Source organism: Rhizobium sp. 2MFCol3.1 (assembly GCF_000377565.1).
Classification (GTDB): domain Bacteria; phylum Pseudomonadota; class Alphaproteobacteria; order Rhizobiales; family Rhizobiaceae; genus Rhizobium.
Genome location: NZ_KB898356.1, coordinates 404,119 through 428,210 on the forward strand (window position 1 = coordinate 404,119; position 24,092 = coordinate 428,210).

Sequence of the window (24,092 nt, forward strand, 5' to 3'; positions counted from 1 at the left end):
ATGAACGTCGGGAGCTTCGATCGCATTGGCCTCCGCAGGAAGCCGAAACAGGAACGCAGTATTCAGAGGCTGGACCTGATCTTGTCCGCCGCCTCGGAGCTGATTGCGGCCAAGGGTGTCGGCGCCATGCGCATGACCGAACTCGCGGTCGCCGCCAATGTGCCGATCGGCTCGGTCTACCAGTATTTTCCCGAGAAGGCGGCGATCGTCAAAGCGCTGTTCGATCGCCATTCGCTGGCAATCCGCGCAAGGGTGGCGGATGCCTTCGCGTCCGTGCAATCCGTGCCGGAAGCGCTCGATGTGCTCGAGGCGACCATCGACTGGCATTATGAGGACTACCGCAATGATGCCGCGAGCCTCGGCATCTGGCTCGGCACAGAGACCGATCAGGACCTCTCGCAGCTCAACGTGGAGCACAACAGCCGAATTGCCCGGATATTTCGCGAAACCGCCCAGCGCATCGCGCCCGAACTCAGCAATGTCGATAGCGAGGCGCGCACCTATCTCTTCAGCCACCTGATCGGCTCGTCGGTCAGGCTTGCCGTAACGAGCGACCCCTGCTTCGCCGCCCGCATCCTGCAGGAGTGCAAGTCACTCGTGCGCAGGTCCTTCTTCACGTCCATACCGGCGGAACTGGCCACCGGCTGATCCCAATTGCCAGCTCGTGCCGATTACCAGCTCGTCACCGTGTTCGCGACCTTCAGGCGCGGCTGGGCGCGCACGTAAGTGCCTTTCACCTCGGCGTCGAGATTGTCCTCCACCACGGCAGGCGTGATGTTGTCGAGGCAGGCGGTGATGTGCGCGGTAATCGCGTTCATCAGCGAGATCGAAACGCCTGGCCGCTTCATGATGCCGATCTGCACCGGGGGGAGCGCCGGGAAGCCATCCGCCTGGGTGAGCACCTTCATGCCTGTGCGCAGCGCCGATTCCGGCATTGTCGAGACGGCAAGCCCGGAGAGAACCGCCGCCGCGATGACGGTGCACGACCAGCTGGTGAACAGGATCTGATGTTCGCGCCCGCCCGCGTCGAGTGCGGCTATGGCGGTCTGTCTCCACGGGCAGTCGCGGCGACCGACGGCGAGCGGCACTGGCGCATCGTCGCGGATCGGATGGTTGGCCGAGCCGACCCAGCAGAGCGGTTCGGTCCTGACCACGTCCGACATGCGCACGCGCGGATTATGCGTCACCAGCGCAATGTCGAGTTCGCCCCTGTGCATGCGCTCGGCCAGATCGACCGACGGCTCGCAGACGATGTAGAGCTCGACATTCGGATGCGTCTTGGCGAAGCGGCCGATGATTTCGGGCATGTAGCGTTCGGCATAGTCGTCGGGCGTGCCGATCCTGAGCGTGCCCTCGAGCCGGTTGTCGTCGAAGGCGGCGATTGCCTCGTTGTTGAGGCGGATGATGCGGCGGGCATAGTTGAGCAGCTTCTCGCCCTCGACGGTCAGCCGGTTGCCGCGGCCGTCCTTGATGAACAGCTGCTTGCCGATGCGCTCCTCGAGGCGGCGCATCTGCATCGAAACGGCGGATTGCGTCTTGTAGACCCGGTCGGCGGCCTTGGTGAAGCTGCCGGAATCGATGATGGCGATGAAGGTCTGCAGCTGGTCAATATCAAGAGGCGCGGCCATGGTTCTCACCTATAAACATCTCTGATGATAATCATTAGAAACATTCGTTGGACTGATCAATAGCCCTTTGGCATCTTGTGGCTGCAAATCAATCAAAGTGATGGCCAGGCAAATCGGCCTGTCCGCTCGAAAACCAACTTGCCTCTCCGTGCCTGATCGCGCGGAAAGGGCGGGTTGTTGCGCGCCCATGAAAGGATCATCCCATGCGCACGACAGACCGGATATTAGAACTCGACTGCAACCCCGCGACCAGGACCTTTTCGCAGCGTCTCGTCGCCGGTTTCGCAACGCTGGCATCCGTACTGCGCGTGTTCCGCAATCGTATGGAGATCAACGCGCTGCACGAGCTCGACGACAACCAGCTGAGGGATATCGGCCTTTCCCGGGCCGATCTCGACGCGGCCTTCCTGGCCTCGACCTTCTTCGAGGATCCGTCGGATCAACTGACGCGGTCCGCGCGCAATCGCGGCCGCAATTCGCTTCACCGGCTTAATCAGGATTGAGCCGAAACCAGTTTTCCCCGCAGGGTGATAGCCAATAACCCTGCCTCTTGCCCGGTGCCGACCTCCCAGTCGTCTCCGGGTTTTTTTATGCGCGTCTTATGGCTTGGGGGAGGAGGGCGGCGTCTTCGGCATGTAGCTCTCGAAGATCGCTTCCATGTTTTTCTGGTAGCCCTTTTGCACTTCGAGCCCGCTGTCGAACATGGTGTTCAGCATATCCATGTAGCTTGAGGCCTCGGGCGCCTTCTCCGCCTTTTCGCTGGCCTTCGGCGCTTCCGCGGGCTTCTGCGTTGCGGGCTGGGCGAAGCTGCCCATCATTTCCTGGAATGCCTTGGTGAAGGGATTGTCGAGGAAGGGATTGGCTGGTGCCGCCTTTTCAGGCTCCGGCTTCGGCACGCTGAACATCAGCTGCATCGCCTGCGTGAATGGATTGTCGAAAATGCTCGGCTGCGGCGTCGGCGTCTGCTTCGGCGCGAAACCGGTGGCTTGCAGCCATTGCTGAATGCTCTCGCCCATCGCCGTGTTGACGAAGGGGTTCACCGGCGCGTTCATCTGCCCCATCGATTGCTTGAACAGCCCGCCCATCAGCGTGCCGGCCATGATCGGCAGCATCTGCTTGTAGATTTCCTGGCCGATCCCGGTCATCTGCGCGGCCTGCGCCGCGACTGCCCGCGACACTTCCTTGGAGCCGAAGAGCTGCGCCAGGATGTCATTGCCGTCGGAGATCCCCTGCGGCGTGAACGCCTTGCTCATGTCCTCGAAATACTTGGCATAGTTGCCGGAGGACACCGCCTGCATCAGGCCCATGAAATCGTAGGGGTTGCTGCTGCTCCGCTTCAGCCCGGCCGAAAACGCCGGCATCAAGGCGGCCATTGCCTGCGTCGCCTGTTCCTGCGCCAGGTTGAACTGCTTGGAGATCGCGTCCATCGCCGCGCCGTTCTGCGCCTGCATCATCATGTCGAAGAGTGGCAGCATGGAAAAGCCCTTTCCCGGTTCGCGACGCATGATCGCGTCACTATAGCCGGAAAAAGGAATGCGCAAACCGCTTTTTGCAGAAGGGCTTAGTGGCTGCCTTTAGTATTGATACTCGGTGAACACAGGCTCGACCGAACCGTTCCAGCGGCCGTTGTAGAGCGCGAGCAGGTCTTCCGCCAGCGTCGCCTTCTTGGCCATCACCTCGTCCAGCGGCGACAGGAAGATCGTCTCGTCCTGGCCTTCGCTGTTGAGCTTGCCGCGCGCCTTGAGGCCCGCCTTGGAAATGGCAAGCACGTCGCGCGCCGTATCGTAAAGCGTGTGGCCACGGAATGCGGCCTTCAGCCCCTCGGCCGGCACCGCGTTGCGCAATGCGTTCACCTCGTCGAAGCCCCAGTCCTTGGTCAGCTGGTCGGCAGCCTCGAGTGCAGTTGCGTCGTAGAGGAGGCCGACCCAGAAGGCCGGCAGCGCGCAGATGCGGCGCCACGGGCCGCCATCGGCGCCGCGCATTTCGAGGAAGCGCTTCAGGCGCACGTCGGGGAAGAGCGTCGAGAGATGGTTGGTCCAGTCGCCCATCGTCGGCTCCCAGGCGGCAATCTCGCCCTTCAGCGCGCCGTTCATGAACTGGCGGAAGGTGATGTGGGTACAGTCCTTGTAGCGGCCGTCGCGGACGATGAAATACATCGGCACGTCGAGCGCCCATTCCACATAGTCGTTGAAGCCGAAATCGTCGCGGAAGGTGAAGTCGAGCAGGCCCGAGCGGTTGTTGTCCGTGTCGCGCCAGATATCGCCGCGCCAGGACTGCAGGCCGTTGAGCTTGCCTTCGGTAAAGGGGGAGGAGGCAAACAGCGCCGTTGCCAGCGACTGCAGCTTCATCGAGACGCGCATCTTCTTGCGCATATCGGCTTCCGACGAAAAGTCGAGGTTCACCTGGATCGTGCAGGTCCGGTACATCATGTCGAGACCCTGCGTGCCGACCTTCGGCATGTAGCGGCTCATGATCCCGTAGCGCGACTTCGGCATGACCGGCGTTTCGGCGAGCGTCCACTTCGGGCTGCCGCCAATCCCCAGGAACCGGATGCCCATCGGCTCGGCGATCTCGCGCAGCACGGCCAGATGCGCGTTGGATTCCTTGCAGGTCTGGTGGATGTTTTCGAGCGGCGCGCCCGAGAGTTCGAACTGCCCGCCGGGCTCGATCGAGATCGCGCCCATGCCCGATGGCTCGGCAAGGCCGATGATGTTTTCGCCGTCGAGGATCGGCTCCCAGCCGCTCTTCGCTTCGAGACCCTTCAGAAGGCCCGAAATGCTGTTCTCACCGAAATAGGGAACCGGGCTGTTATCGGCGCGGAAGAAGGCGAACTTCTCATGTTCGGTGCCGATGCGGAACTTCTCTTCCGGCTTGTTTCCCGCCGCAAGATAATCGGTCAGCTCCTGAACCGAAGAGAGCGGGGTCTGGTCGGTAGTATCGCGAGCCATTCAAGTAACCTGTATTCGGGAAACGCCCGGAAAGTATCCGGACAGTAGGAAGGGTGATTAGGACCGCTGGCACGTATGTTGCAAGTGAAATTGTTTCAACCAGCCATCAAAAAAATACCAGCAACTGTGGCCTGTTGCCCACGCGGCTATTGGTTCCAGTCGCCGAGTGCCGCCTGTATCACTGCCATGGCGGCAACGGCTGCGGTATCGGCGCGCAATATTCTCGGCCCGAGCGGGATCGCGGTCACGAAATCGAGGCTGCGCAGGCGCGCGCGCTCGTCCTCGGAAAAGCCGCCCTCGGGCCCGACGAGCAGCGCCAGCTTGCGCTCCTTTATCGCGGAAAGGATCGGCAGCGGGTTCTGCCCGGCATCGCCCTCGTCGCAATAGATGATACGCCGGTCGCTCGGCCATTCGTCGAGCATGTCGAAGAGCCGCACCGGCTCGGCGACCTCTGGGATACCGAGAATGCCGCATTGCTCGGCCGCCTCGATGACGTTGGCGCGGAGCTTGTCGAGATTGTTGATCTTGCCCTGCACATGCTGCGTCATGACAGGCTGCAGCACGCCGGCGCCCATCTCCACCGCCTTCTGCACGAGATAATCCAGCCGCCCGACCTTCAGCGGCGCGAAGAGATAATGCAGGTCGGAAGGCTCCGGCTGCGGCCGCGTCTGCTCCTCCGGCACGATCATGATGCGCTTGCGGGTCGGCAGCGAAAGCTTCGCCTTCCATTCGCCGTCACGGCCGTTGAAGACGAGGATTTCGGCGCCGTCGCCCATCCTCAGCACATTGGCCAGATAATTATACTGGTCCGGCGTCGCCTCGGCGGCCACGCCTTTGGAGAGGGGAGCGGCGACAAACAGCCGTTGCATTCTGAAATTGGCGCGCATCGAAATGTCCTGGCTAAACGAAGAGCGCGACCATAGCCCAATAGAGCACGGCCGCAAGCACGGCGGATGCCGGCACGGTGATGACCCAGGCGGCGATGATCGTCATGAAGTGGGACCGCCGCACCAGCCGGCGCCGGCGCACCTCGTGGGTGTTGGGGTCGTCAGGCTCCTCCAGCATCCAGACCTCGGCCTTGCGGCGCATGTATTCGATCCGGCGCTTGGAGTTGCGGGTGTACCATTCGCGGAAGAACCCGACGCCGAACACCGCGCCAACAGCGATATGCGTGGTACTGACCGGCAGTCCGAACCAGGAGGCGACGATCACGGTGAACGCCGTCGCCATCGCCACGCAATAGGCGCGCATCGGGTTGAGCTTGGTGATCTGCTCGCCGACGAGGCGGATCAGGCGCGGCCCGAAGAGCAGCAGACCGACAGAAATGCCGAGCGCCCCGATCAGCATCACCCAGAGCGGCGGTTCTGAGCCGCGGATGAGAGGCTGTCCGAAGGAAACGCGCACGATCGCCGAGAGCGGGCCTACGGCGTTGGACACGTCGTTGGCGCCGTGCGCGAACGACAGCAACGCCGCCGCGCCGATCAGCGGCATCTGGAACAGCACCCGCAGCGAGCTGTTGCGGTTCTCCAGCCCCTGCGCCCGCATATTGACCAGCGGCCGCGCCACCAGCCAGCCGACCACGCCCGCCGCGATGCCGAGCAGGATGATCGTCGATGCCGAAAACGCGTTCATGCGTTCAAGCTGCAGGATCATGTAAGCGGTGAAGCCGCCCACCATGATAGCAATCAGCACCGGCACCCAGCGCTTGGCCGAGGTGATCTTGTCCTCGCGGTAGATGATCAGCGTCTTGACGAGATAGAGCATGCCGGCGGCGATCACGCCGGCGATCAGCGGCGAGGTCATCCAGCTGGAGGTGATCTCGGCCAGGACCCGCCAGTTGACCGGTCCCGGCCCGAGCGCTCCCACGCCGGCGCCGATCACCGCGCCGACGATCGAGTGCGTGGTCGAAACGGGCGCGTTGAGCCATGTCGCGAGGTTGATCCAGAGTGCCGCCGCCATCAGCGCCGCCATCATGATCCAGGAGAGCGTCGCGGGCGGGATCTGAGAGGCGTCGACGATGCTCGACGAGATCGTCTTCACCACCGCGCCGCCCGATATCGTCGCGCCGAGGATCTCGAAGATCGCCGCGATGATAAGCGCCTGGCCCATGGTCATGGCGCGCGCACCGACGGCGGCGCCAACGTTGTTGGTCACGTCGTTCGCGCCGATGTTCATGGCCATGTAGGCCGCAAGGGCCGCGGCCGCGATCACCAGCCCGGCGTCGGGACGGCCGAAGACGTAGATCGCCGCAAACAGCATGGCGAGGCCAAGAAAGACGAAGCCGATCCCCGGCGCCACCAGCTTGCGCGAGACGTACTTCGACGCGTCCTCGACTTGCGTGAGCTTGTCGAGATCCTTGTCGAGCGTTCGTTTGGTGAGGACGGTGGGGCGGTCGGCCATGCTGTTCCTTGTGATTGAGGCCCGCTTTTGCGCCGCTAATTCTAGCAGCGCAAGATGGCAGGAATCATTCAGCCGGAATCTGCTGCAGCTTCAGTGGTTCGAGCGGCTCGGCCATGCGGCGCTTGAAGAGCAGGAAAAGATCGCGCAGTTCCGGCTCATTGACGCGCTTGGCGGCCTCTTCGCAGGAGACCCACTCGTAACGCCGCTCGCCCTTTTCCTTGAAGCTCTTGGCGATCGTCGAGACCTCGAGCACGTAGACCTGAACCTTGCAGGTCACCTTCAGCCCGTTCTTCAGCACCTTGGGATAGTGGTAGCAGCCGATCGTCTGGCTCTCGACTGTCCCGCGCACGCCGGCTTCCTCGTAAGCCTCGCGGGCGGCGACCTCGTAGGAGGTCTTGCCGTCCATCGGCCAGCCCTTGGGGATCACCCAGCGGCCGGTATCGCGGCTGGTCAGAAGCAGCACCTCGATCGCGCCGGTCTTGCCTTTCCTCCGGTAGCAGAGCGCAGCATATTGCTGGCGCGGAGGGCGCCAGAACATCAGCTGCAGATCGGAGGCGAGGCGGGCAAGTAGGCTCAACGGTCGGGTCACCTTTACGGTTGCGTGTGTATATTAGTGTCTCATGGAAAGCTTGCGCGATCCATGTGTGTGTTTTTCTTTCGGTTCAGGCTTGATGCTATCAATAGAGCCTTTCGTTTTGGTTTCGGTTTCAAAAAACCGCCATCGAATGCTCTATTTCCGTCACGTCGAGTACCAAAGAATATGATATTGGCTTTCGTCATAATCAATGATGACGTGATGACGCATGCCGATAGGCCCAAACATTGGCGATTCTGCGTCGGTTCTCCACAGAAAAGATTGCCCGGCTAACATCCTGAAGGGGTAATTTAGCCACTCAAAGCCCGCTGGGACAGGTGATCCGCCGCAATGAGTCGACAGGTTTTCGTTGCCGTTCACGCAAAAATATCCTTGGTCGCCACCCGCCATTCGGCTTATCAATGCGTCGAAAACAGGAGGATGGTTCATGGTATCGGAAGCAATGCGCATCGATTGGATCGGGGGGAGCTGCCGGCTGCTGCAGGCAACGGCGGCAAAGTTCCGCGACACTCGCCCCTTCGAGGGCCTGACGATCGGCACCGGCATCCATCTCGAACCGAAAACGGTGGCGCTTCTGATGACGCTCAACGCCGGCGGCGCGCGTCTGGTCTGCACCGGCAACCTGAACAGCACCCAGCCGGCGACCGTGGAATATCTGCGCAGCCAGGGCATCACCGTCTTCGCCACCCAGACCACCGACCCCGCCGCGCATCATCAGAGCCTTGTTGCCGTGGTCGCCGAAAAGCCCGATCTGCTGCTCGACAATGGCGGCGATCTCTTCGCCATCGCTGCGGAAAGCCCTTATGCCAATCTCCTTGGTGGCACCGAAGAGACCACCTCCGGCCGCACCCGCCTGCTGCCGCTGCGCGACAAGCTGAACATGCCGATCCTCGTCATCAACGACAGCCCGATCAAGCAATTCGCCGAAAACAAGCATGCCGTCGGCCAGAGCCTGTTCGAGAGCTACATGCGCTTCACCAACCGCTCCACCAACGGCAAGCGCGTCACGGTCTTCGGCTATGGCGCCTGCGGCAAGGGCACCGCCGCCTGCTTCCGCAATGCCTTCTCGCAGGTAAGCGTCGTCGATATCGACCCGGTGACCACGCTCGAAGCGCATCTGGATGGTTTCGTGACCCCGCTGCGCGATGACGCCATCCGCTCCGCCGACGTGCTCGTCACCGTCACCGGCCATCCCGATATCATCACCTTGAAGGACCTGCCGCTGATCAAGAACGGCGCGATCCTGATGAACGGCGGCCATTTCCCCAACGAGATTGACGTCACCGCCTTCCGCGCCCATGAGGACGTCGTCGCGACCGACCGCTATCCGGCCGACGGCATCGAGACCCTGCATCTGAAGGACGGTCGCGCCATCCACATCCTGGGCGGCGGCCATATGGCCAACCTCGCCGGCCCGCGCCCGCTAGGTAATTCCGTGGAATCCATGGACCTCGGCTTCACCCTGCAGGTCCGCTGCCTCGAGCGCGTCGCCAAACGGGGCGTCGGTCCGGAAGCCTGCATCGTACCGGTCCCTGCGGACATCGACGCGATGGTGGCGAGCGCCTATCTCGATCTGGCGCGGTAGGCGCGAAAACTCGTCAGACCTGGCGCGCGATCGTCCCGATTGCGTTGGTGACCAGACGCGCTGCCGTCAGCGCGGAAATACCGTCGATATCGGCAGGCGGATAGAGTTCGACGAGGTCGAAGCCCACGATCCGGCCTCGTCTGCCGACGCCGGCAATCAGATCGATGACCTGTGTGTATGTAAGGCCGCCGGGCGACCGGGCAGCCACGCCGGGCATGATGCTGGGGTCGAGGCCATCGCAGTCCAGTGTGATCACGACCCGGGCGCCTTCGGGAACATGCCGGAGGGCGGCGTCGACTCCGAGAGAATGAACCTCCCGAGCGGTGACGAACTGGCTGCCATAGGCCTCAGCCGCTTCGATTTCCGTGCGGCGAGCGCTTCCGACGCCGCGCATGCCCACCTGTATCATTCCCGCGATATGTCCCATCTCGCTCGCCCGGCGCATCGGGTTGGAATAGCCGTGACGCTCGCCATGGAGCTCATCGCGCCAGTCGATGTGCGCATCGATCTGGACAATCCAGATCGGCCCGTGATCCGCGAATCCGGCGAGGAAGGGAATAGGGACGGAATCGTCGCCGCCGAGCAGGATCGGTACGGCTGACATCGCCAGTATTTCCCGTGTCTTTGCCTCGATCAGCGCCCGATTCCCCGTGTTGTCATGCATCTTGGTCGGCAAATCACCGGCATCGAAGCAGCATGCCGGTTTGCCGTCAAAAAGCGGTCCACCGAGATCAAAATCCCAATGCTCGACAAGTGGTGCGTCTTCCTGGCTCGCGGCGCGGATGGCATTGGCCGCGGTGGCGTAGCCGCTGCTGTCCTTGTCGCGATAGGTGCTGCCGTGAGCAGCACCGAAGATCACCATGCGAGGCGTGGCGCCGGCAGGCATATGAGAATTGAGACCAAGAAAGGCAGGCGAAGCGGTCATTGCGGGATCCGGATCATTGTTCGATGGGCGCAGGCACTCAAACACCGGCGGCGCTCAACGTCCATGAGAATGTTGAGCGCCGTAACCGAGCCTCAATCGATCTCGACCACCAGCTTGCCCTCAGCCTCGCGGCTTTCGATCAACCTGTGCGCCTCGGCGACATCGGCAAGCGAAAACCGCCGGCTGTCCATGCGGGGCAAAAGCTTGCCCGCTTCGGCGAGCCGCGTCACCTCGCGCAGGATCTCGCCGTGATGCGCGCGGCCTTCGCCTGTCAGTAGCGGCAGCAGGGTGAACACGCCGGAATAGCTCGCCGCCTTGAAGGAGAGCGGCGCCAGCGCATGCGTGCCCCAGCCGAGCGCGCTGACGACATGGCCGAACCGGCTCACCGCCTTGAACGCCATGTCGAGCCCGGCGCCGCCGACCGTATCGTAGACGACATCGAAGCCACGCCCAGCGGTATAGGTCGCGACGTGATCCTCAATGGTGCCGACGGCGCGGTCAATCGGCGTGGCGCCGAGGCTGCGGAGATAGTCCGCCTTCGCCGCACCATCGATGGCATAGACATCGGCGCCAACGGCCCCCGCGATCTGCACTGCGATATGCCCGACCCCGCCGGCGCCGCCGATGACGAGGACACGCTGGCCGTTCGCGACCTTTGCTCGGTCCACAAGCCCTTCCCATGCTGTGATCGCCGCCAGCGGCAGGGCTGCGGCTTCCCGCATCGACAGATTGCTCGGTTTGAGCGCGATGAGGCCGGCATCGACAGCCGCGAACTCGGCGAGCGACCCCTGAATGCCGCCGACACCGCCGGTCATGCCGTAGACCGCGTCGCCGCGCCGGAAGCCGGTCACATCGGGCCCGACCGCCTCGACGATACCAGCCATGTCGATGCCGAGGATGGCGGGCAGGGGATGGCGGGCATGGGCGGCGTTGCCGGCGCGGATCTTGGTGTCGAGCGGATTGACGCCGCTGGCCTGGATGCGCACCAGCACCTCACCCTTGGCGGCCTCAGGCCGGGCAATTTCCGTCTGGCGAAACGCACCCTGCGGTGCGTCGACGACAAGCGCGTTCATCGTGAATTTCGAAGACATGGAACACTCCTTTCGTGTTTGTGAAAGAAGGATGCGTCGTTGAAGATCGAATGGAAATCATAGATAACGTATGAAGATCATGCAGAAATGTTTGGGTGAGCATGGAGTGGAGCGATCTCAGGCTGTTCCTGGCCATTGCCAGGCTCGGCACCTTGGGTGCGGCGGCGCGCAGCCTTGGGCTGACCCAGCCGACCATGGGCCGGCGCCTGCGCGCCCTTGAGGCAGCACTCGGCCAGACGCTCTTCCAGCGCACCGCCGATGGTTTCGTGTTGACCGACGAAGGCGTGGCGGTCTTTGCCCATGCCGAGCGGATCGAGGAGGAGGCGCTTGCCCTGCAGCGCGAACTGGCCGGCACCGCAAGCGACCTCACCGGCTTCCTGCGCCTGTCCTCATCCGATTGGTTCGGCACCCATCTGTTGGCGCCCGTCATCGCCGAGTTTTCTCTCGCCTATCCCAAGGTCGTCGTCGAGCTCTTGACCGACAGCCGCCTGCTCAGCCTCTCCCGGCGCGAGGCCGACCTCGTCTTCCGCATCGCGCCCTTCACGGAACCGGAAGTGATCTCCCGCAGGCTGCTGCGTATCGAATATGGCCTCTACATCAAGCGCGGCCTGCCGCATCCTGTTGTCGGAGAGGGGGAGGGCGCGCGTCTGGTCACCATGGATGAAGCCTTCGGCGGCATGCCAGATGTCTTATGGCTCCAGCGCCTGCTGCCGAAAGCCGCGATCGCGCTTCGCAGCAACAACCGCGATGTGCAGGCAACGCTCTGCGCCAACGGCGCCGGCCTCGCCGTCCTGCCGCGCCCGCTTGGCGATAGCATGGCCGCGATCGAGCGCGTCGATCTCGGCGAGCCGCCGCCGGGGCGCGATACCTGGGTCGGCTATCATCGCGATATGAAGCGGATGGCGCGGCTGCGCGCCCTGCTCGATCACGTCATCGAGCGCCTGGCCAACTGACCGTCACCGCTCCCAGTAAGGCACCGGGCCATAAAGCTCCGCGAGATAATCGATGAACAGCCGTACCTTGGCCGGCAGGAACTGGCGGCTTGGGTAGACGGCCGACAGTGTCACGTTGCGCGACCCCTCATAGGCCGGCAGCACCTGCACCAGCTGGCCGGATTTCAGCTCCGCGCCGATATCCCAGGTCGAGCGCAGCGCGATGCCGAGGCCGGCAATCACGGCCTCGCGGATCACCTCGCTGGAATTGGTGACGAGCATCCCCTCCGGCCGGATCGACAGCGCGCCCTCAGCTCCCTCGAGCCGCCAGACATCGTTATTGTGCGCCGGCAGGCAGCGATGCCGCTTGAGATCGTCGATGCTATCGGGCGTGCCATTGGACTTGAGATAATCGGGAGAGGCGCAGAGCACCCGGCGCACCGGCGCCAGCCGGCGGGCGACGAGGCTGGAATCGGTAAGCTCCGCGATGCGGATCGCCAGATCGAACCCGCCACCGACGATGTCGCTGAACTCGTCGGAGAGCACGAGGTTGATGGCAAGATCGGGATGAGCGTCCATGAAACGCTTCAGATGCGGCGCGATGTGCATGCGACCGAACGAGGTCGGCGCCGAGACCTTCAGCGTTCCATGCATCTGCGCCGAGCGGCCGGAAATGTAGAACTCCGCCTCCTCGAGCCCGGCCAAGATGCCGAGCACCCGATCGTAAAAACCCTGGCCGGCTTCGGTGAGCGAGATCTGCCGCGTCGTGCGCTGCAAGAGCCTCGTTCCCAGCCGGTCTTCCAGCCGCTTGATGCGCTTGGAAACCACCGCCGGCGAGAAGCCGAGCGCCCGCCCGGCAAGCGACATGCTGCCCGTCGCCGCCACCTTGGCGAAGATTTCGAGATCCCCCAGATTGGTCATGTCGCCCCGATAATTTCTTATTTTGTCATAAGTGCTTAGCATTTGCGCCGAATTGGGGAAAGTGTTAAGCCCGAAGCCTTGGCAGTATGGAGGATACAGCCGGTTTCGCCTGATGTGGCGAAGGGAGGAAAGGCATGTCCGACGCCATTTCGTTTCTCGCCCCGCGCGCCGATGTCATGGCGCGCCGCCGGCAGATCGTTGCCGATCTCGCCGATCTCCTGCCGCCGGAGTGCCTGGTCTCCGAGCCGCGCGAACTCATGCCCTTCGAGACCGACGCCTTCGTCTCCTACCGCCGCATGCCGCTTGCGGTCGCGCTCCCGCGCAGCACGGCCGAAGTCGCGGCGGTGATGAAATACTGCCATCGCTACGGCATCCCCGTCGTCCCGCGCGGCGCCGGCACGTCGCTGTCGGGCGGCGCCATCCCGCAGGAGGATGCGGTCGTCGTCTGCGTCTCGAAGATGAACCGCATCATCGAGATCGACCTTTTCAATCGCGCCGCCGTTGTCGAGGCCGGCGTCACCAATCTCAACATTTCCGAAGCCGTCTCCGCCGATGGCTTCTTCTACGCGCCCGATCCGAGTTCGCAGCTCGCCTGCACCATCGGCGGCAATATCGGCATGAACTCCGGCGGCGCGCACTGTCTGAAATATGGCGTCACCACCAACAATCTGCTCGGCGTGAAAATGGTGCTGGTCGACGGCACGGTCATCGACCTCGGCGGCAAGGGGCTGGATGCCGGCGGTTATGATCTCCTCGGCCTCGTCTGCGGCCACGAGGGCCAGCTCGGCATCGTCACCGAGGCCACGGTGCGCCTGATCGCCAAGCCGGAGGGCGCCCGCCCGGTGCTCTTCGGCTTCCCGACCTCGGAAGAGGCGGGTTCCTGCGTCGCCGATATCATCGCATCCGGCATCATCCCCGTCGCCATCGAGTTCATGGACAAGCCCGCCATCGAGATTTGCGAAGCCTTCGCCAAGGCTGGCTATCCCCTTGATGTCGGCGCTTTGCTGATCGTCGAAGTCGAGGGCTCGGAAGCCGAGATGGACGACATGCTGAAGGATATCGTCGACATCGCCCGCCGCCATGGCGTCAGCACGGTGCGCGAATGCCAGTCGGCGACGGAAGCAGCCTTAATCTGGAAGGGCCGCAAATCCGCCTTCGGCGCCACCGGCCGCATCGCCGATTATATCTGCATGGATGGCACCGTCCCGCTCAGCCAGCTCTCTTACGTGCTGAAGAAGACCTCCGAGATCATCGAGCGCCATGGCCTGCGCGTCGCCAATGTCTTCCACGCCGGCGACGGCAACATGCACCCGCTGATCCTCTTCAACGCCAACGATCCCGAGGACGCCGCCCGCGCCGAGGCGGCCGGCATGGAGATCCTCAAACTCTGCGTCGATGCCGGCGGCTGCCTCACCGGTGAGCACGGCGTCGGCATCGAGAAGCGCGATCTGATGCGCCATCAATATTCCGATGCGGATCTCGCCCAGCAGATCGCCGTCCGCGCCGCCTTCGATCCCGGCTGGCTGCTCAATCCCTCCAAGGTCTTCCCGCTCGAAGGGCGCCAACCCGCATGATCGAGCCCCAACTGATCGATCTATGCCCGACCAAAGAGGGTGAAGCCGCCGAGATCATCCGCGTCCATGGGCAGGCTGGCACGCCGCTGAACATCGCTGGCGGCAACACCCGCTCCGGCTTCGGCAATACTGTCACAGCCGAACACCGGCTGCGCTCGACCGCGCTCTCGGGCATCGTCGCCTATAATCCGGGCGAGATGGTGCTCACAGCCCGCGCTGGCACGCCGCTTGCCGAAATCGAGGCGGCGTTGGCTAAGAGCGGCCAGACCATGGCCTTCGAGCCGATGGATCACCGCCCCCTCATGGGCACATCGGGCGAGCCGACCATCGGCGGGGTCTTCGCCGCCAACGTTTCCGGCCCACGCCGCCTGATATCGGGGGCTGCCCGCGACAGCCTGCTCGGCGTCCGCTTCGTCAACGGACGTGGCGAGGCGATCAAGGCCGGCGGACGGGTGATGAAGAACGTCACCGGCCTCGACCTCGTCAAGCTCATGGCCGGTTCGCACGGCACGCTCGGCCTCATCACCGAGGTCACCTTCCGCGTGCCGCCGAGGCCGAAGTCGGAAGCGACGATCGTCATATCAGGCCTCAACGACGCCGAGGCCGCCAATGCCATGGCCGCGGCAATGGCGCTGCCGGTCGAGGTCTCGGGCGCCGCCCACCTGCCCATGACCGTCGCCTGGACCTTCCTCGGCAATCGCCTGCCCGAGGGCGAGGCGACCGTGCTGCGCATCGAGGGCCTGCCGGCCTCCGTCGCGACGAGAGCCGAGAAGCTCGCCGCCGCGCTGGCCGCCTTCGGCCCCGTCGCGCGTCTCGGTGAGGATGACAGCGCCACCCTTTGGCGCGAGATCCGCGACGTGAAACCCTACGCCGATGGCGGCCTGCGTCCCGTCTGGCGCGTCTCCGTGGCGCCGTCGGTCGGCCACCAGTTGGTCGCGGCACTGAGGCTGGAGACCGGCGTCGATGCCTTCTACGATTGGCAGGGCGGCCTCGTCTGGATGCGCATGGAAGCGGACGCCGAAGCCGCTCTGCTGCGCCGTTTCATGGCGGCACTCGGCGGCGGCCACGCCACGCTGATGCGCGCGCCTGATGCGATGCGCGCGGCGATCTCGGCATTCGAGCCGCAGGTCGATGCCGTGGCGGTGCTGTCGGCGCGGGTGAAGGAGAGGTTTGATCCGGCGGGGATTTTCAATCCGGGGAAGATGGGGGGATGGTGACGGTGTGGTCTCCAGGTGCGCTCAAGCAAACCCCCTCCCCAACCCCTCCCCACAAGGGGGAGGGGCTTGCTGGGCGCGACGTCACCGCCAGAGATAGCGCCCATTCAACACCCGTTAGCGAGAGAATGAAGCAGGACGGACCCCCAAGGTTAGCCCCTCCCCCTTGTGGGGAGGGGTTGGGGAGGGGTGTTTTGTCCGAGGGGTCTTCATCGCACGACAACAGGGGACCGATAGCCTGACATGCAAACCAACTTCACTCCCGCCCAGCTAGCCGATCCCCATGTCGCGGCCTCCGAGCAGATCCTGCGCAAATGCGTCCATTGCGGCTTCTGCACCGCCACCTGTCCCACCTATGTCACGCTTGGCAACGAGCTCGACAGCCCGCGCGGCCGCATCTATCTGATCAAGGACATGCTGGAAAACGACCGCCCGGCCGACACGGAGGTGGTCACCCATATCGATCGCTGTCTCTCCTGCCTTGCCTGCGTGACGACCTGTCCCTCGGGCGTCGATTACATGCACCTCGTCGATCACGCCCGCGCCCATATCGAAAAGACCTACAAGCGCCCCTTCATGAACCGGCTGACGCGCGGCATTCTCGCCGCCGTTCTGCCCTATCCCGGCCGCTTCCGCCTGGCGCTTCGACTGGCCCGCATCGGCCGGCCGCTGGAAGGCCTGTTCCGTCGCCATCAGGCGCTGAAACCCTTCGCCGCAATGCTGGCGCTCGCCCCGCGCAGCCTGCCTGCGCCCTGGCATCTGGCGACGCCGGCGACACACGCGGCCAACAAGGGCGAGCAGCGAGGGCGCGTGGCGATCCTCACCGGCTGCGCCCAACAGGTGCTCGACCCATCAATCAACGCGGCGACCATCCGGCTTCTCACCCGTCTCGGCGTTGAGGTGGTGGTGCCCAAGGGGGAAGTCTGCTGCGGTTCGCTGGTCCATCATATGGGCCGCGAGGAACAGGCGCTGGCAAGTGCCCGCGCCAATGTCGATGTCTGGACCCGTGAGATCGAAAAGGGCGGGCTCGATGCCATCATCATCACCGCGTCCGGCTGCGGCACGACGATCAAGGATTACGGCCACATGCTGCGGCTCGATCCCATCTACGCCGAAAAGGCCGCCCGCGTTTCCGCGCTTGCCCGCGATGTGACCGAGTACCTGGCGACGCTCGATCTTCCCTCGCACATCCCGAGGGGGCTGACGGTCGCTTATCACTCCGCCTGCTCGATGCAGCACGGCCAGAAAATCACGCTGGCGCCGAAGCAGCTGTTGAAGGCGGCGGGTTTTACCGTGCGCGATCCGGCCGAAGGCCACCTCTGTTGCGGCTCCGCCGGCACTTACAACATCATGCAGCCGGATATTTCCGACGCGCTGAAGGCTCGCAAGGTGAAGAATATCGAGGCGACGAAGCCCGATATCATCGCGACAGGCAATATCGGCTGCATCACCCAGATCGCGTCGGCCACCGCGATCCCCATCCTGCACACCGTCGAGCTGCTCGATTGGGCCTACGGCGGCGACATGCCGGAAAAGTTGAAGGACGGCCAAGTTGACGGTCAACAAAATTAGCGGCCAGAAAAATTTAAGGGTTTCGGGCTAGCCTGACGCGGCCGGATCGTCCGGCGGCATTTGGAGCTCAAGCATGCATCGTTTCATCCTGGCGTTCACCGCTCTTGTTGGCGCCACCGAAGTCGCACACGCCGACAGCCGTTTCTTCTGTTCCGCCGACGACAAGAATGTTCGCTTCACCGTCGAAAGCGGCTTCAAGGCGGAGAATGGGCACGTGCTCAATCACTTCCGCGGTGCGCTCATTCTGAAGAACGAAACCGCGCCGCAGCCGCTGGGCAGGATCGATCTCGATTCAGACAGCCTGACGAACCACTGGTCTCATGCCGGCGAGCTCAGGCTCGAGGTTCTCTATGATGGCGGGAAAGCGGCGGGTGGCCAGACGGCCAATCTGATCGTCTCGGCCGAACAGCGCAACGACGCAAAGGCCTTTGCCGGCACATACGAACTCGCGATCGAGGGCGGTGCGGCGCCGCAGGCCTTCAATGGCAAGGTCAGCTGCGGATCGAAATAGGCGGCCGGAAATCCAGCCGCCCTTCTTTTTATGACATGAGGCGTCAGCCGCCGAAGATCGTTCTCAGAACGTCGATGCCGCGGTCGTCGAAGGCGACGTTGCCCTGCTTGTTGCCGGGGCCGACGACGATGACCTTGGTGCCGACGGGCACGCGGTCATAGAGATCGGCGACGTCGTCATTGACCATGCGGATGCAGCCCGAAGACAGGTTGAGGCCGATCGTCCAGGGCTGGTTGGTGCCGTGGATGCGGAAGATCGTGTCGCGGCCGCCCTGGTAGAGATACATGGCGCGGGCGCCGAGCGGATTGTCGGGGCCACCCGGCTGTACGGCCGGCAGGTTGTGGCCGGCGCGAGCCTCGCGGACGCGCATTTCAGCCGGCGGCGTCCAGGTCGGCCATTCAGCCTTGCGGCCGATCTTCACCACGCCCGACCAGCCGAAGCCTTCGCGGCCGACACCGATGCCGTAGCGCGTGGCCTTGTTGCGGCCTTCGACGAGGTAGAGATACTTGTTGACCGTATCGACGATCACGGTGCCCGGCGCTTCATTGGTGATGAGGCGGACGACACGCTTCTTGTATTGCGGCTTGATCTGCTGGCTGTGCTTGACGCCACGAACGGCATCCGTCGCCGTCATTACGGGCTCGGCGCTGGCAACGGCCACCATACCCGACATCGCAACGGCAACGGCCGCCACGAGCAGAGACACTTTCTTCATTTCGATTTCCCTCTCAAGGCACGATCGCCGGCAAAGCTAACCGAATCGACCGGGATTTCAAGCTGGAAACCCTGAAAATGCGGGGGTAGGCGGCAAGGTGTGTCCTTGCCGCCATAAGAAAATTCAGATCACGATGACCCGCGTGCCCACTTTGACACGCTCGTAAAGGTCGACGACGTCCTCGTTGCGCAGGCGAATGCAGCCCGAGGAAACGGCGCTTCCGATCGTCCATGGGGCATTGGTGCCATGGATGCGATAGAGCGTCGAGCCGAGATACATGGCGCGCGCGCCGAGCGGATTTTCCGGTCCGCCATCCATGCGTGCCGGGAGATAATGGCCCTTCGCCGCCTCGCGGCTGATCATTTCCGACGGCGGTGTCCAGTCCGGCCACTCGGACTTGCGGGTCACTTTGTGCACGCCGGCCCACTCGAAGCCCGGCTTGCCGACGCCGACGCCGTAACGCCGCGCCTTGCCGTTTGCCATGACGAGGTAGAGGAAGCGGTTGTTGGTATCGATGACGATGGTGCCCGGCGCTTCCTTGGTCTGGTAGTCGACCATCTGCGGCAGGAACTGCGGCTCGATCTGGCCACGGATCACCGGAACGCCGGGATTGATCGCCGAGACCTGTTGAGCTGCCGGCGCGCGACGAACGGCGCGCGGAGCAAACAGCCCGCGCTGCTGCTGCACGATGACGGGGCGCTGGTAGACGACGGGGCGAACATTGCCGCTGCCGCTGAGCTGCATGATCCACGGTGCCGCGAGATCGGGGCTCAGCACAACAGGCGGACGGGAAACATAACGGTCGTCGCCAAGGGCGGCCGTGGAAAAGACGCCGAGCAGGGCTGCGGCGAGCAAAACGGATTTCATCATCGGACGAACTCTCTACAATGGCCGAAAATGGACGGGCGGCATCCGCCACCTGCCGATCATGCTGCCACCGCGCTCGCCAGCGAATGGTAAACCCGCGTTCACTAAAAGCCGAACTGGCCCATAAACTTTTCGTCAGGGTTATCGTTCGGTTTGGAAACAGGGTTTGCAAATGGTAAAGCCGGATTCGCAGCCGCTGAAACGAATGGAACGTGATGAGCGAGACAGGCATTACAATCGGTGAGGACGGCAAGAGCCGCTGTCATTGGCACGGCAACCTGCCGGATTATCTGCGCTATCACGACGAGGAATGGGGCAGGCCGGTCGTTAACGACATCCGCCTGTTCGAGAAGATCTGCCTCGAAGGCTTCCAGTCCGGCCTCTCCTGGCTCACCATCCTGCGCAAGCGCGAGAATTTCCGCGCGGCCTTTGCCGGCTTCGATTTCGAGAAGGTGGCGCTGTTTACGGATGAGGATGTCGAGCGTTGCGTGGCCGATGCCGGCATCATCCGCCATCGCGGCAAGATCGTCTCGACGATCAACAACGCCAAGCGCGCGATCGAGCTGCGCGACGAGTTCGGCTCGCTGGCGCATTATTTCTGGAGCTATGAGCCCGGTCACAACGAACGCCCCAAGGTGGTCGATCGCGCCACGATCATGGCCAATCCCACGACGCCCACCTCGGTCGCCATATCCAAGAATTTGAAGAAGCGCGGCTGGACCTTTGTCGGGCCGACCACAGTTTACGCTTTCATGCAGGCAATGGGTCTCGTCAACGATCATCTCGAAGGCTGCTACTGCCGTCCCGAAGTAGAGGCGATGCGCGACGCATTGGTACGTCCATGAAGAAACTGAAACTGATGGCAATGGCGATCGCCGTAATCGCGATCGCGCCCGCCGCTATGGCGCAGACACCCGAGCTGCAGCGCGGAGAACGGCTGGAAAAGCTGCAGTTTCCGGCGGCAACCATGGAGCTCAAGGGCTGGACGAAGTTCGGCAACGGCAAGGTCTACACCTTGCCCGTCAAGGCCGGCCAGCACGTGAAGATCGATTTCTCGACGAAGAGCCAGTTCGCTTTCCTCTCGATCTTCGATCTCGCGGCACCCGACGACGAGGCGATCTTCGGCACCGACGAGGACGGGCAGACCTTCCAGACGACGGTCAAGCAGGACGCCACCTGGCTGCTTCGCCCCTATTATTCGAAAGCCTCGCCAAGGCGCGGCCTCGGCGCCCCCTACAGCATCCTCGTGGAACCGCAGGCAGCCTCAGCCGCTCCAGCAACACCCGCGCCGGCCCCCGCCGACGACAGCAAGCCATCGCCACTCTTTCCGTCCCGCAAGTAGGCCGAGCTTCGGTTAGCCCAAACTGTCGATCACGCCGCGCAGTTCGCCGAGCCGTTCGATCTTGCGAAAGCGCGGCGCCTCCGTCGGCTCCTCGACATGCTCGAGCACCCAGGTCAGTTCGTGCGGCACGAACACGCCGTAGCTGCCGGCCGCGATCGCCGGCACGATGTCCGATTTCAGCGAATTGCCCACCATCATCGCCCGCTCCGGCCCGCCGCCGATCTTGGAGAAGATGCGGCGATAGGTGACCGCCGTCTTGTCGGAAACGATCTCGACGGCATGGAAGAAATCGCCAAGGCCGGACTGCGCCAGCTTGCGCTCCTGATCGAACAGGTCGCCCTTGGTGATCAGCACGAGCAGGTAATGGTCGGAAAGGGCGGCCAGCGTCTCGCGCACTTCGGGCAGCGTCTCGACCGGATGCGACAGCAGATCCCGGCCGGTATCGAGGATTTGCGCGATCACCGAAGCCGGCACGTTGCCTTCGGTAATCTCGATTGCCGTCTCGATCATCGACAGCGTGAAGCCTTTGATGCCAAAGCCATAATGCTGGAGATTGCGCGTCTCGGCAGCCAGTAGCCGCTCCGAAACCACCGTACCCTCGGCATAGTCCGAGAGCAGTTCGGTGAAGTGGGTTTCCGTCAGCCGGTAGAATTGCTCGTTCTGCCACAGCGTGTCGTCGGCATCGAAGCCGATCGTGGTCAGCGTGCGGGTCGTCATGGGCGCACCCCCTTGTTCATTCAAAACAATTAGGAGCCTCTCGCCCTCGCCGCAAGGGATGGCGTCACTGATAGACGATGGCGCCGATGAAGCGCGGGCGCGAGAAGGCGGTTTCCGCGAACGTCATGCTGCCGAAGCCCATGATGTTCGACATCGTCGTGTAATCGGCAGCACCCTCGACATAAATCACCGAGTCGCCATCCGTCAGTTGCGGCAGCGTCGAGCTGCTCAGAACCTGTGCCTTCAACAGACCGGCCGTGCCGCTCTCCTTCGTCCAGTCCAGCTTATAGACCCCGGCGGTCTTCTTGATGCTGGAAATCCGAAGCGCGATCGGGGCCGTGCTGTTCTGCTGCAGATGCGTGAAGACGCTGTAGAGGTTGGACACGAAGGTATTGTCGATCGAGGTTTGCCGCGAGATCACGTCGGCGACGATCCCATTGGCCTGCACGATATTCTGGTAGGTCCGGTACATGTCGAACACCGTGATGCTCGCCAGGAAGAAGAACAGCAGGATCGGCGCGAGAAGGGCGAATTCGATCGCGGATGCGCCGGAGCGCTCGCGGATCAGGCGGGAAAGGGCGTGCTTCAACATCAGGTCGGCTCGTTGACGAAGGCAAAGCTGGAGGTCAGCTGGATGGCGCCGGTGTTGTCCTTGGGAAAACTCAGGCCGAAGCCGAGCCCCGGTACCAGCGGATCGACGACATAACAGGCGCGGGTGAAGATGATCTGCGACGGCTGACCGGAATTGTAGCTGGTGACAGGATCGATGGCGACGGAGCGGTCGACGCAGGGTGTGCCCGTCGTCGGGAAGTCCGAAGCTTTGGCCACCGGCGTGAACTCGATGCGGATCGACTTGGCGCAATCGCTAAGAATGATCGCCTCCTTGCACACCAACGTCTTGAAGTCAGCATAGGTCATCTTGGCGCCGTTGATCTGTAGCGCGCGCGAGCTGCGACTGACGGCGCGGTCGAGCATGATCGACTGCGTCATGATCCAGCCCGCCTCGAAGATCGAGAAGATGACGGCGAAGACGATCGGCGCCAGGATGGCGAACTCGATCGCCGCCGCGCCCTTGCTGTCACCGAAAAGCCGGCGCGCGCTACTGAAAAAGGCCAATCTCATTACTGCGTCAGTCTCAATTTGCGGATCGATGTCGAGATCGACTTGAATGCGTCGCCGATACCGGAGCCGGAGGCCTGGTAGAAGTGGGCGGAGCTCGTCGCGCAGTTCTTCATGGCATTGATCGCCGTGGTGTCGCTGCCGAGTTCGAATCCGATGGTGAAGATGGTGATGCCCTTGCCCTTGGCGGTCGTGCAGATATTGCTCAAGTAGGTCGCCGTGTTGCCTGACATCGTGTAGTTGCTCGGGCTGAGATCCGGAGAGCGCTTGTAGTCGTTCGGGCGGAACTGCGCGGTGATCACGCCATCCGTCATCAAGACGAGCACCTTCATCGTATCGGCATCGCTGAAGCTCGAAGGGCGGTTGGAGAACTTCGAGGACATCTGCCCACTCGCGATCGCCGCCTGGACGATGCTGGATGAAGCCGGATTGAGCAGCATGTAGCCCCACTGCATGGCGTTCTGCGTGCCGGTGCCGTCATAGAGCTGCAGCGCGCTCAGCCGGGCTTTGAGGTAGGTCGCGTCATTGGAGAAATAGGTGATCGCGTCCTCTTCGCCGGGACACCACCACCATCTCTTTTCCTTGTCCGTCGTGTTGTAGTTCCAGTTCGTGAAGATCGGCAGGTTCGACCGAGCCTTGAAGCTCGGGATCGCATCGCTGCCAAAGCCGGCATTGTCGAGCTCGAAGCAAGATCCCTTGTAGGTTGGATCCTTGGTCGGCTGCGCCTGACCGGTGAGGCGCGTGCCGCCGAGCTTGTCGAAGACCGCGGAACCCACGTTGACGTGGCCCGCATAGGGCACGACGCTGATCGTCGTATAGTCCTTGGTGTCGTCTGTCAGGATCTGGTCGATGAACTGTTGCGAGGCGATCTTCAGGTTCTTGATCTTGCTGCCCACCATCGAGCCGGACATGTCGAGCATCAGCGACAGCTCGATATTCTGCTTGGCCTCTTCGGCGCTCGACGCTGTCTTGATCGTCAACGTCTTGACGCCGGCCAGATGCATGAAGGCGGTATTGATCGTGTAGGAGGCGTTGGCCGAGATCTTGCGCGAGTTCATCGCCGTCGCCTCGGAAAAGTCGATGGCCACGTCGGCGCCGTAAGGGAGATTGTTCATGTAGCTTTTAAGGACGTCGGCGGTCTTCTGCCTCTGCGACAGTGAGGCAGCGGCCAGCACGCCGCGATCGAGACCATCCTGCATTTCCACGCGTACCGCTTCATAGCGCGCGAGATCGACCCCGGCGCCACCGGCCAAGACCATTGGCACGAAAAGCAGCGCGACTATCATCGCCACGTTGCCGCGCTTATTGCGCAGCAGTGAACTCACAAGCTGAATCAAGAATGTCATGATTGCCCCCGCATCTGGGAGGATTGTTTAGGTGGATATCAATTAGAATTTTATGAATCCGCGTGGAAAGTGCAGTAAATACAATCACTA

At 63.0% G+C, this 24,092-nt stretch carries 25 protein-coding genes; 10 read left to right on the forward strand and 15 right to left on the reverse strand.

What is annotated here, in order from left to right; all coding sequences use genetic code 11:
• A complete protein-coding gene (locus D460_RS0110660) occupies positions 1–648 on the forward strand; it encodes a TetR/AcrR family transcriptional regulator (protein WP_026283010.1) in 648 nt (215 codons plus the stop codon).
• A 23-nt stretch (positions 649–671) separates the two neighbouring features.
• Here D460_RS0110660 and D460_RS0110665 read toward each other — a convergent pair whose 3' ends face one another.
• On the reverse strand, positions 672–1,628 hold the full coding sequence (locus D460_RS0110665; protein ID WP_018898533.1) for a LysR substrate-binding domain-containing protein: 957 nt from the start codon (positions 1,626–1,628) through the stop codon (positions 672–674).
• Positions 1,629–1,831: 203 nt separating this feature from the next.
• Between D460_RS0110665 and D460_RS0110670 the strand changes: the two genes are divergently transcribed.
• Positions 1,832–2,131 carry a DUF1127 domain-containing protein gene (locus D460_RS0110670; protein ID WP_018898534.1) on the forward strand — a complete coding sequence of 100 codons (300 nt, stop codon included), beginning with the start codon at positions 1,832–1,834 and terminating at the stop codon, positions 2,129–2,131.
• A 96-nt stretch (positions 2,132–2,227) separates the two neighbouring features.
• Here D460_RS0110670 and D460_RS0110675 read toward each other — a convergent pair whose 3' ends face one another.
• The 5 genes from D460_RS0110675 to D460_RS0110695 all read right to left on the reverse strand — a co-directional run bounded on the left by D460_RS0110675 (position 2,228) and on the right by D460_RS0110695 (position 7,553).
• A complete protein-coding gene (locus tag D460_RS0110675) occupies positions 2,228–3,103 on the reverse strand; it encodes a DUF937 domain-containing protein (protein WP_018898535.1) in 876 nt (291 codons plus the stop codon).
• Between the two features lie 99 nt (positions 3,104–3,202).
• Complete coding sequence (locus tag D460_RS0110680; protein ID WP_018898536.1) at positions 3,203–4,576, reverse strand: glutamate--cysteine ligase; 1,374 nt, start codon at positions 4,574–4,576, stop codon at positions 3,203–3,205.
• Between the two features lie 146 nt (positions 4,577–4,722).
• The gene (locus D460_RS0110685; protein ID WP_018898537.1) at positions 4,723–5,463 is read right to left on the reverse strand and encodes a 16S rRNA (uracil(1498)-N(3))-methyltransferase; all 741 of its coding nucleotides are present in this window, start codon (positions 5,461–5,463) and stop codon (positions 4,723–4,725) included.
• Between the two features lie 13 nt (positions 5,464–5,476).
• On the reverse strand, positions 5,477–6,976 hold the full coding sequence (locus tag D460_RS0110690; RefSeq protein ID WP_018898538.1) for an inorganic phosphate transporter: 1,500 nt from the start codon (positions 6,974–6,976) through the stop codon (positions 5,477–5,479).
• A gap of 64 nt (positions 6,977–7,040) precedes the next feature.
• Positions 7,041–7,553, reverse strand: a complete 513-nt coding sequence (locus tag D460_RS0110695) for an NUDIX hydrolase (protein ID WP_018898539.1) — start codon at positions 7,551–7,553, stop codon at positions 7,041–7,043.
• A 445-nt stretch (positions 7,554–7,998) separates the two neighbouring features.
• Here D460_RS0110695 and D460_RS0110700 point away from each other — a divergent pair, with 445 nt between their 5' ends.
• On the forward strand, positions 7,999–9,156 hold the full coding sequence (locus tag D460_RS0110700; protein ID WP_018898540.1) for an adenosylhomocysteinase: 1,158 nt from the start codon (positions 7,999–8,001) through the stop codon (positions 9,154–9,156).
• A gap of 13 nt (positions 9,157–9,169) precedes the next feature.
• Here the strand turns inward: D460_RS0110700 and D460_RS0110705 are convergent, their stop codons facing one another.
• Together D460_RS0110705 and D460_RS0110710 are read right to left on the reverse strand one after the other, a co-directional pair.
• Positions 9,170–10,081, reverse strand: coding sequence for an agmatinase (locus D460_RS0110705; protein ID WP_018898541.1), 912 nt, complete (start codon positions 10,079–10,081; stop codon positions 9,170–9,172).
• 92 nt (positions 10,082–10,173) lie between these two features.
• Positions 10,174–11,172: a zinc-dependent alcohol dehydrogenase family protein gene (locus tag D460_RS0110710; RefSeq protein WP_018898542.1), complete on the reverse strand. Its 999-nt coding sequence runs from the start codon at positions 11,170–11,172 to the stop codon at positions 10,174–10,176.
• Between the two features lie 101 nt (positions 11,173–11,273).
• Between D460_RS0110710 and D460_RS0110715 the strand changes: the two genes are divergently transcribed.
• A complete protein-coding gene (locus D460_RS0110715) occupies positions 11,274–12,125 on the forward strand; it encodes a LysR family transcriptional regulator (RefSeq protein WP_018898543.1) in 852 nt (283 codons plus the stop codon).
• A 3-nt stretch (positions 12,126–12,128) separates the two neighbouring features.
• Here the strand turns inward: D460_RS0110715 and D460_RS0110720 are convergent, their stop codons facing one another.
• Complete coding sequence (locus tag D460_RS0110720) at positions 12,129–13,025, reverse strand: LysR family transcriptional regulator (protein ID WP_018898544.1); 897 nt, start codon at positions 13,023–13,025, stop codon at positions 12,129–12,131.
• A gap of 134 nt (positions 13,026–13,159) precedes the next feature.
• Between D460_RS0110720 and D460_RS0110725 the strand changes: the two genes are divergently transcribed.
• The 4 genes from D460_RS0110725 to D460_RS0110740 all read left to right on the forward strand — a co-directional run bounded on the left by D460_RS0110725 (position 13,160) and on the right by D460_RS0110740 (position 17,896).
• Complete coding sequence (locus D460_RS0110725; RefSeq protein WP_018898545.1) at positions 13,160–14,599, forward strand: FAD-linked oxidase C-terminal domain-containing protein; 1,440 nt, start codon at positions 13,160–13,162, stop codon at positions 14,597–14,599.
• Positions 14,600–14,610: 11 nt separating this feature from the next.
• On the forward strand, positions 14,611–15,816 hold the full coding sequence (locus tag D460_RS0110730) for an FAD-binding protein (RefSeq protein ID WP_026283011.1): 1,206 nt from the start codon (positions 14,611–14,613) through the stop codon (positions 15,814–15,816).
• Positions 15,817–16,056: 240 nt separating this feature from the next.
• The gene (glcF, locus tag D460_RS0110735) at positions 16,057–17,385 is read left to right on the forward strand and encodes a glycolate oxidase subunit GlcF (protein ID WP_018898547.1); all 1,329 of its coding nucleotides are present in this window, start codon (positions 16,057–16,059) and stop codon (positions 17,383–17,385) included.
• 73 nt (positions 17,386–17,458) lie between these two features.
• Positions 17,459–17,896, forward strand: coding sequence for a hypothetical protein (locus D460_RS0110740; RefSeq protein ID WP_018898548.1), 438 nt, complete (start codon positions 17,459–17,461; stop codon positions 17,894–17,896).
• Positions 17,897–17,939: 43 nt separating this feature from the next.
• Here the strand turns inward: D460_RS0110740 and D460_RS0110745 are convergent, their stop codons facing one another.
• A complete protein-coding gene (locus tag D460_RS0110745) occupies positions 17,940–18,611 on the reverse strand; it encodes a L,D-transpeptidase (RefSeq protein WP_018898549.1) in 672 nt (223 codons plus the stop codon).
• 123 nt (positions 18,612–18,734) lie between these two features.
• Complete coding sequence (locus D460_RS0110750) at positions 18,735–19,481, reverse strand: L,D-transpeptidase (RefSeq protein ID WP_026283012.1); 747 nt, start codon at positions 19,479–19,481, stop codon at positions 18,735–18,737.
• A 212-nt stretch (positions 19,482–19,693) separates the two neighbouring features.
• Here D460_RS0110750 and D460_RS0110755 point away from each other — a divergent pair, with 212 nt between their 5' ends.
• Both D460_RS0110755 and D460_RS0110760 read left to right on the forward strand, forming a co-directional pair.
• Positions 19,694–20,323 carry a DNA-3-methyladenine glycosylase I gene (locus D460_RS0110755; protein ID WP_018898551.1) on the forward strand — a complete coding sequence of 210 codons (630 nt, stop codon included), beginning with the start codon at positions 19,694–19,696 and terminating at the stop codon, positions 20,321–20,323.
• Positions 20,320–20,820 (forward strand): hypothetical protein, encoded by a 501-nt coding sequence (locus D460_RS0110760; protein ID WP_018898552.1) that lies wholly within the window; start codon positions 20,320–20,322, stop codon positions 20,818–20,820. Before D460_RS0110755 ends, D460_RS0110760 begins: the two co-directional genes overlap by 4 nt.
• A 12-nt stretch (positions 20,821–20,832) precedes the next feature.
• On the opposite strand, the gene D460_RS0110765 is transcribed toward D460_RS0110760, so the two are convergent.
• The 4 genes from D460_RS0110765 to D460_RS0110780 form a co-directional block, all read right to left on the reverse strand.
• Positions 20,833–21,537, reverse strand: coding sequence for an HAD family hydrolase (locus D460_RS0110765; protein WP_018898553.1), 705 nt, complete (start codon positions 21,535–21,537; stop codon positions 20,833–20,835).
• A gap of 64 nt (positions 21,538–21,601) precedes the next feature.
• Positions 21,602–22,129, reverse strand: a complete 528-nt coding sequence (locus D460_RS0110770) for a TadE/TadG family type IV pilus assembly protein (protein WP_018898554.1) — start codon at positions 22,127–22,129, stop codon at positions 21,602–21,604.
• On the reverse strand, positions 22,129–22,659 hold the full coding sequence (locus D460_RS34475) for a TadE/TadG family type IV pilus assembly protein (RefSeq protein WP_018898555.1): 531 nt from the start codon (positions 22,657–22,659) through the stop codon (positions 22,129–22,131). The genes D460_RS0110770 and D460_RS34475 overlap by 1 nt, the downstream gene beginning before the upstream one ends.
• On the reverse strand, positions 22,659–24,002 hold the full coding sequence (locus tag D460_RS0110780) for a TadE/TadG family type IV pilus assembly protein (RefSeq protein WP_018898556.1): 1,344 nt from the start codon (positions 24,000–24,002) through the stop codon (positions 22,659–22,661). Before D460_RS0110780 ends, D460_RS34475 begins: the two co-directional genes overlap by 1 nt.
• Positions 24,003–24,092: the final 90 nt, after the last annotated feature.

Bases quoted from the DNA above. Each gene is read 5' to 3' on its own strand.
- D460_RS0110705 (WP_018898541.1), bottom strand. From the start codon at position 10,081: ATGACCGCTTCGCCTGCCTTTCTTGGTCTCAATTCTCATATGCCTGCC.
- D460_RS0110745 (WP_018898549.1), bottom strand. From the start codon at position 18,611: ATGAAGAAAGTGTCTCTGCTCGTGGCGGCCGTTGCCGTTGCGATGTCG.
- D460_RS0110685 (WP_018898537.1), bottom strand. From the start codon at position 5,463: ATGCGCGCCAATTTCAGAATGCAACGGCTGTTTGTCGCCGCTCCCCTC.
- D460_RS0110660 (WP_026283010.1), top strand. From the start codon at position 1: ATGAACGTCGGGAGCTTCGATCGCATTGGCCTCCGCAGGAAGCCGAAA.
- D460_RS0110720 (WP_018898544.1), bottom strand. From the start codon at position 13,025: ATGACCAATCTGGGGGATCTCGAAATCTTCGCCAAGGTGGCGGCGACG.
- D460_RS0110760 (WP_018898552.1), top strand. From the start codon at position 20,320: ATGAAGAAACTGAAACTGATGGCAATGGCGATCGCCGTAATCGCGATC.
- D460_RS0110665 (WP_018898533.1), bottom strand. From the start codon at position 1,628: ATGGCCGCGCCTCTTGATATTGACCAGCTGCAGACCTTCATCGCCATC.
- D460_RS0110770 (WP_018898554.1), bottom strand. From the start codon at position 22,129: ATGTTGAAGCACGCCCTTTCCCGCCTGATCCGCGAGCGCTCCGGCGCA.
- D460_RS0110670 (WP_018898534.1), top strand. From the start codon at position 1,832: ATGCGCACGACAGACCGGATATTAGAACTCGACTGCAACCCCGCGACC.
- glcF (WP_018898547.1), top strand. From the start codon at position 16,057: ATGCAAACCAACTTCACTCCCGCCCAGCTAGCCGATCCCCATGTCGCG.
- D460_RS0110755 (WP_018898551.1), top strand. From the start codon at position 19,694: ATGAGCGAGACAGGCATTACAATCGGTGAGGACGGCAAGAGCCGCTGT.
- D460_RS0110710 (WP_018898542.1), bottom strand. From the start codon at position 11,172: ATGTCTTCGAAATTCACGATGAACGCGCTTGTCGTCGACGCACCGCAG.
- D460_RS0110700 (WP_018898540.1), top strand. From the start codon at position 7,999: ATGGTATCGGAAGCAATGCGCATCGATTGGATCGGGGGGAGCTGCCGG.
- D460_RS0110740 (WP_018898548.1), top strand. From the start codon at position 17,459: ATGCATCGTTTCATCCTGGCGTTCACCGCTCTTGTTGGCGCCACCGAA.
- D460_RS0110675 (WP_018898535.1), bottom strand. From the start codon at position 3,103: ATGCTGCCACTCTTCGACATGATGATGCAGGCGCAGAACGGCGCGGCG.
- D460_RS0110680 (WP_018898536.1), bottom strand. From the start codon at position 4,576: ATGGCTCGCGATACTACCGACCAGACCCCGCTCTCTTCGGTTCAGGAG.
- D460_RS0110765 (WP_018898553.1), bottom strand. From the start codon at position 21,537: ATGACGACCCGCACGCTGACCACGATCGGCTTCGATGCCGACGACACG.
- D460_RS0110750 (WP_026283012.1), bottom strand. From the start codon at position 19,481: ATGATGAAATCCGTTTTGCTCGCCGCAGCCCTGCTCGGCGTCTTTTCC.
- D460_RS0110780 (WP_018898556.1), bottom strand. From the start codon at position 24,002: ATGACATTCTTGATTCAGCTTGTGAGTTCACTGCTGCGCAATAAGCGC.
- D460_RS0110725 (WP_018898545.1), top strand. From the start codon at position 13,160: ATGTCCGACGCCATTTCGTTTCTCGCCCCGCGCGCCGATGTCATGGCG.
- D460_RS0110690 (WP_018898538.1), bottom strand. From the start codon at position 6,976: ATGGCCGACCGCCCCACCGTCCTCACCAAACGAACGCTCGACAAGGAT.
- D460_RS0110715 (WP_018898543.1), top strand. From the start codon at position 11,274: ATGGAGTGGAGCGATCTCAGGCTGTTCCTGGCCATTGCCAGGCTCGGC.
- D460_RS34475 (WP_018898555.1), bottom strand. From the start codon at position 22,659: ATGAGATTGGCCTTTTTCAGTAGCGCGCGCCGGCTTTTCGGTGACAGC.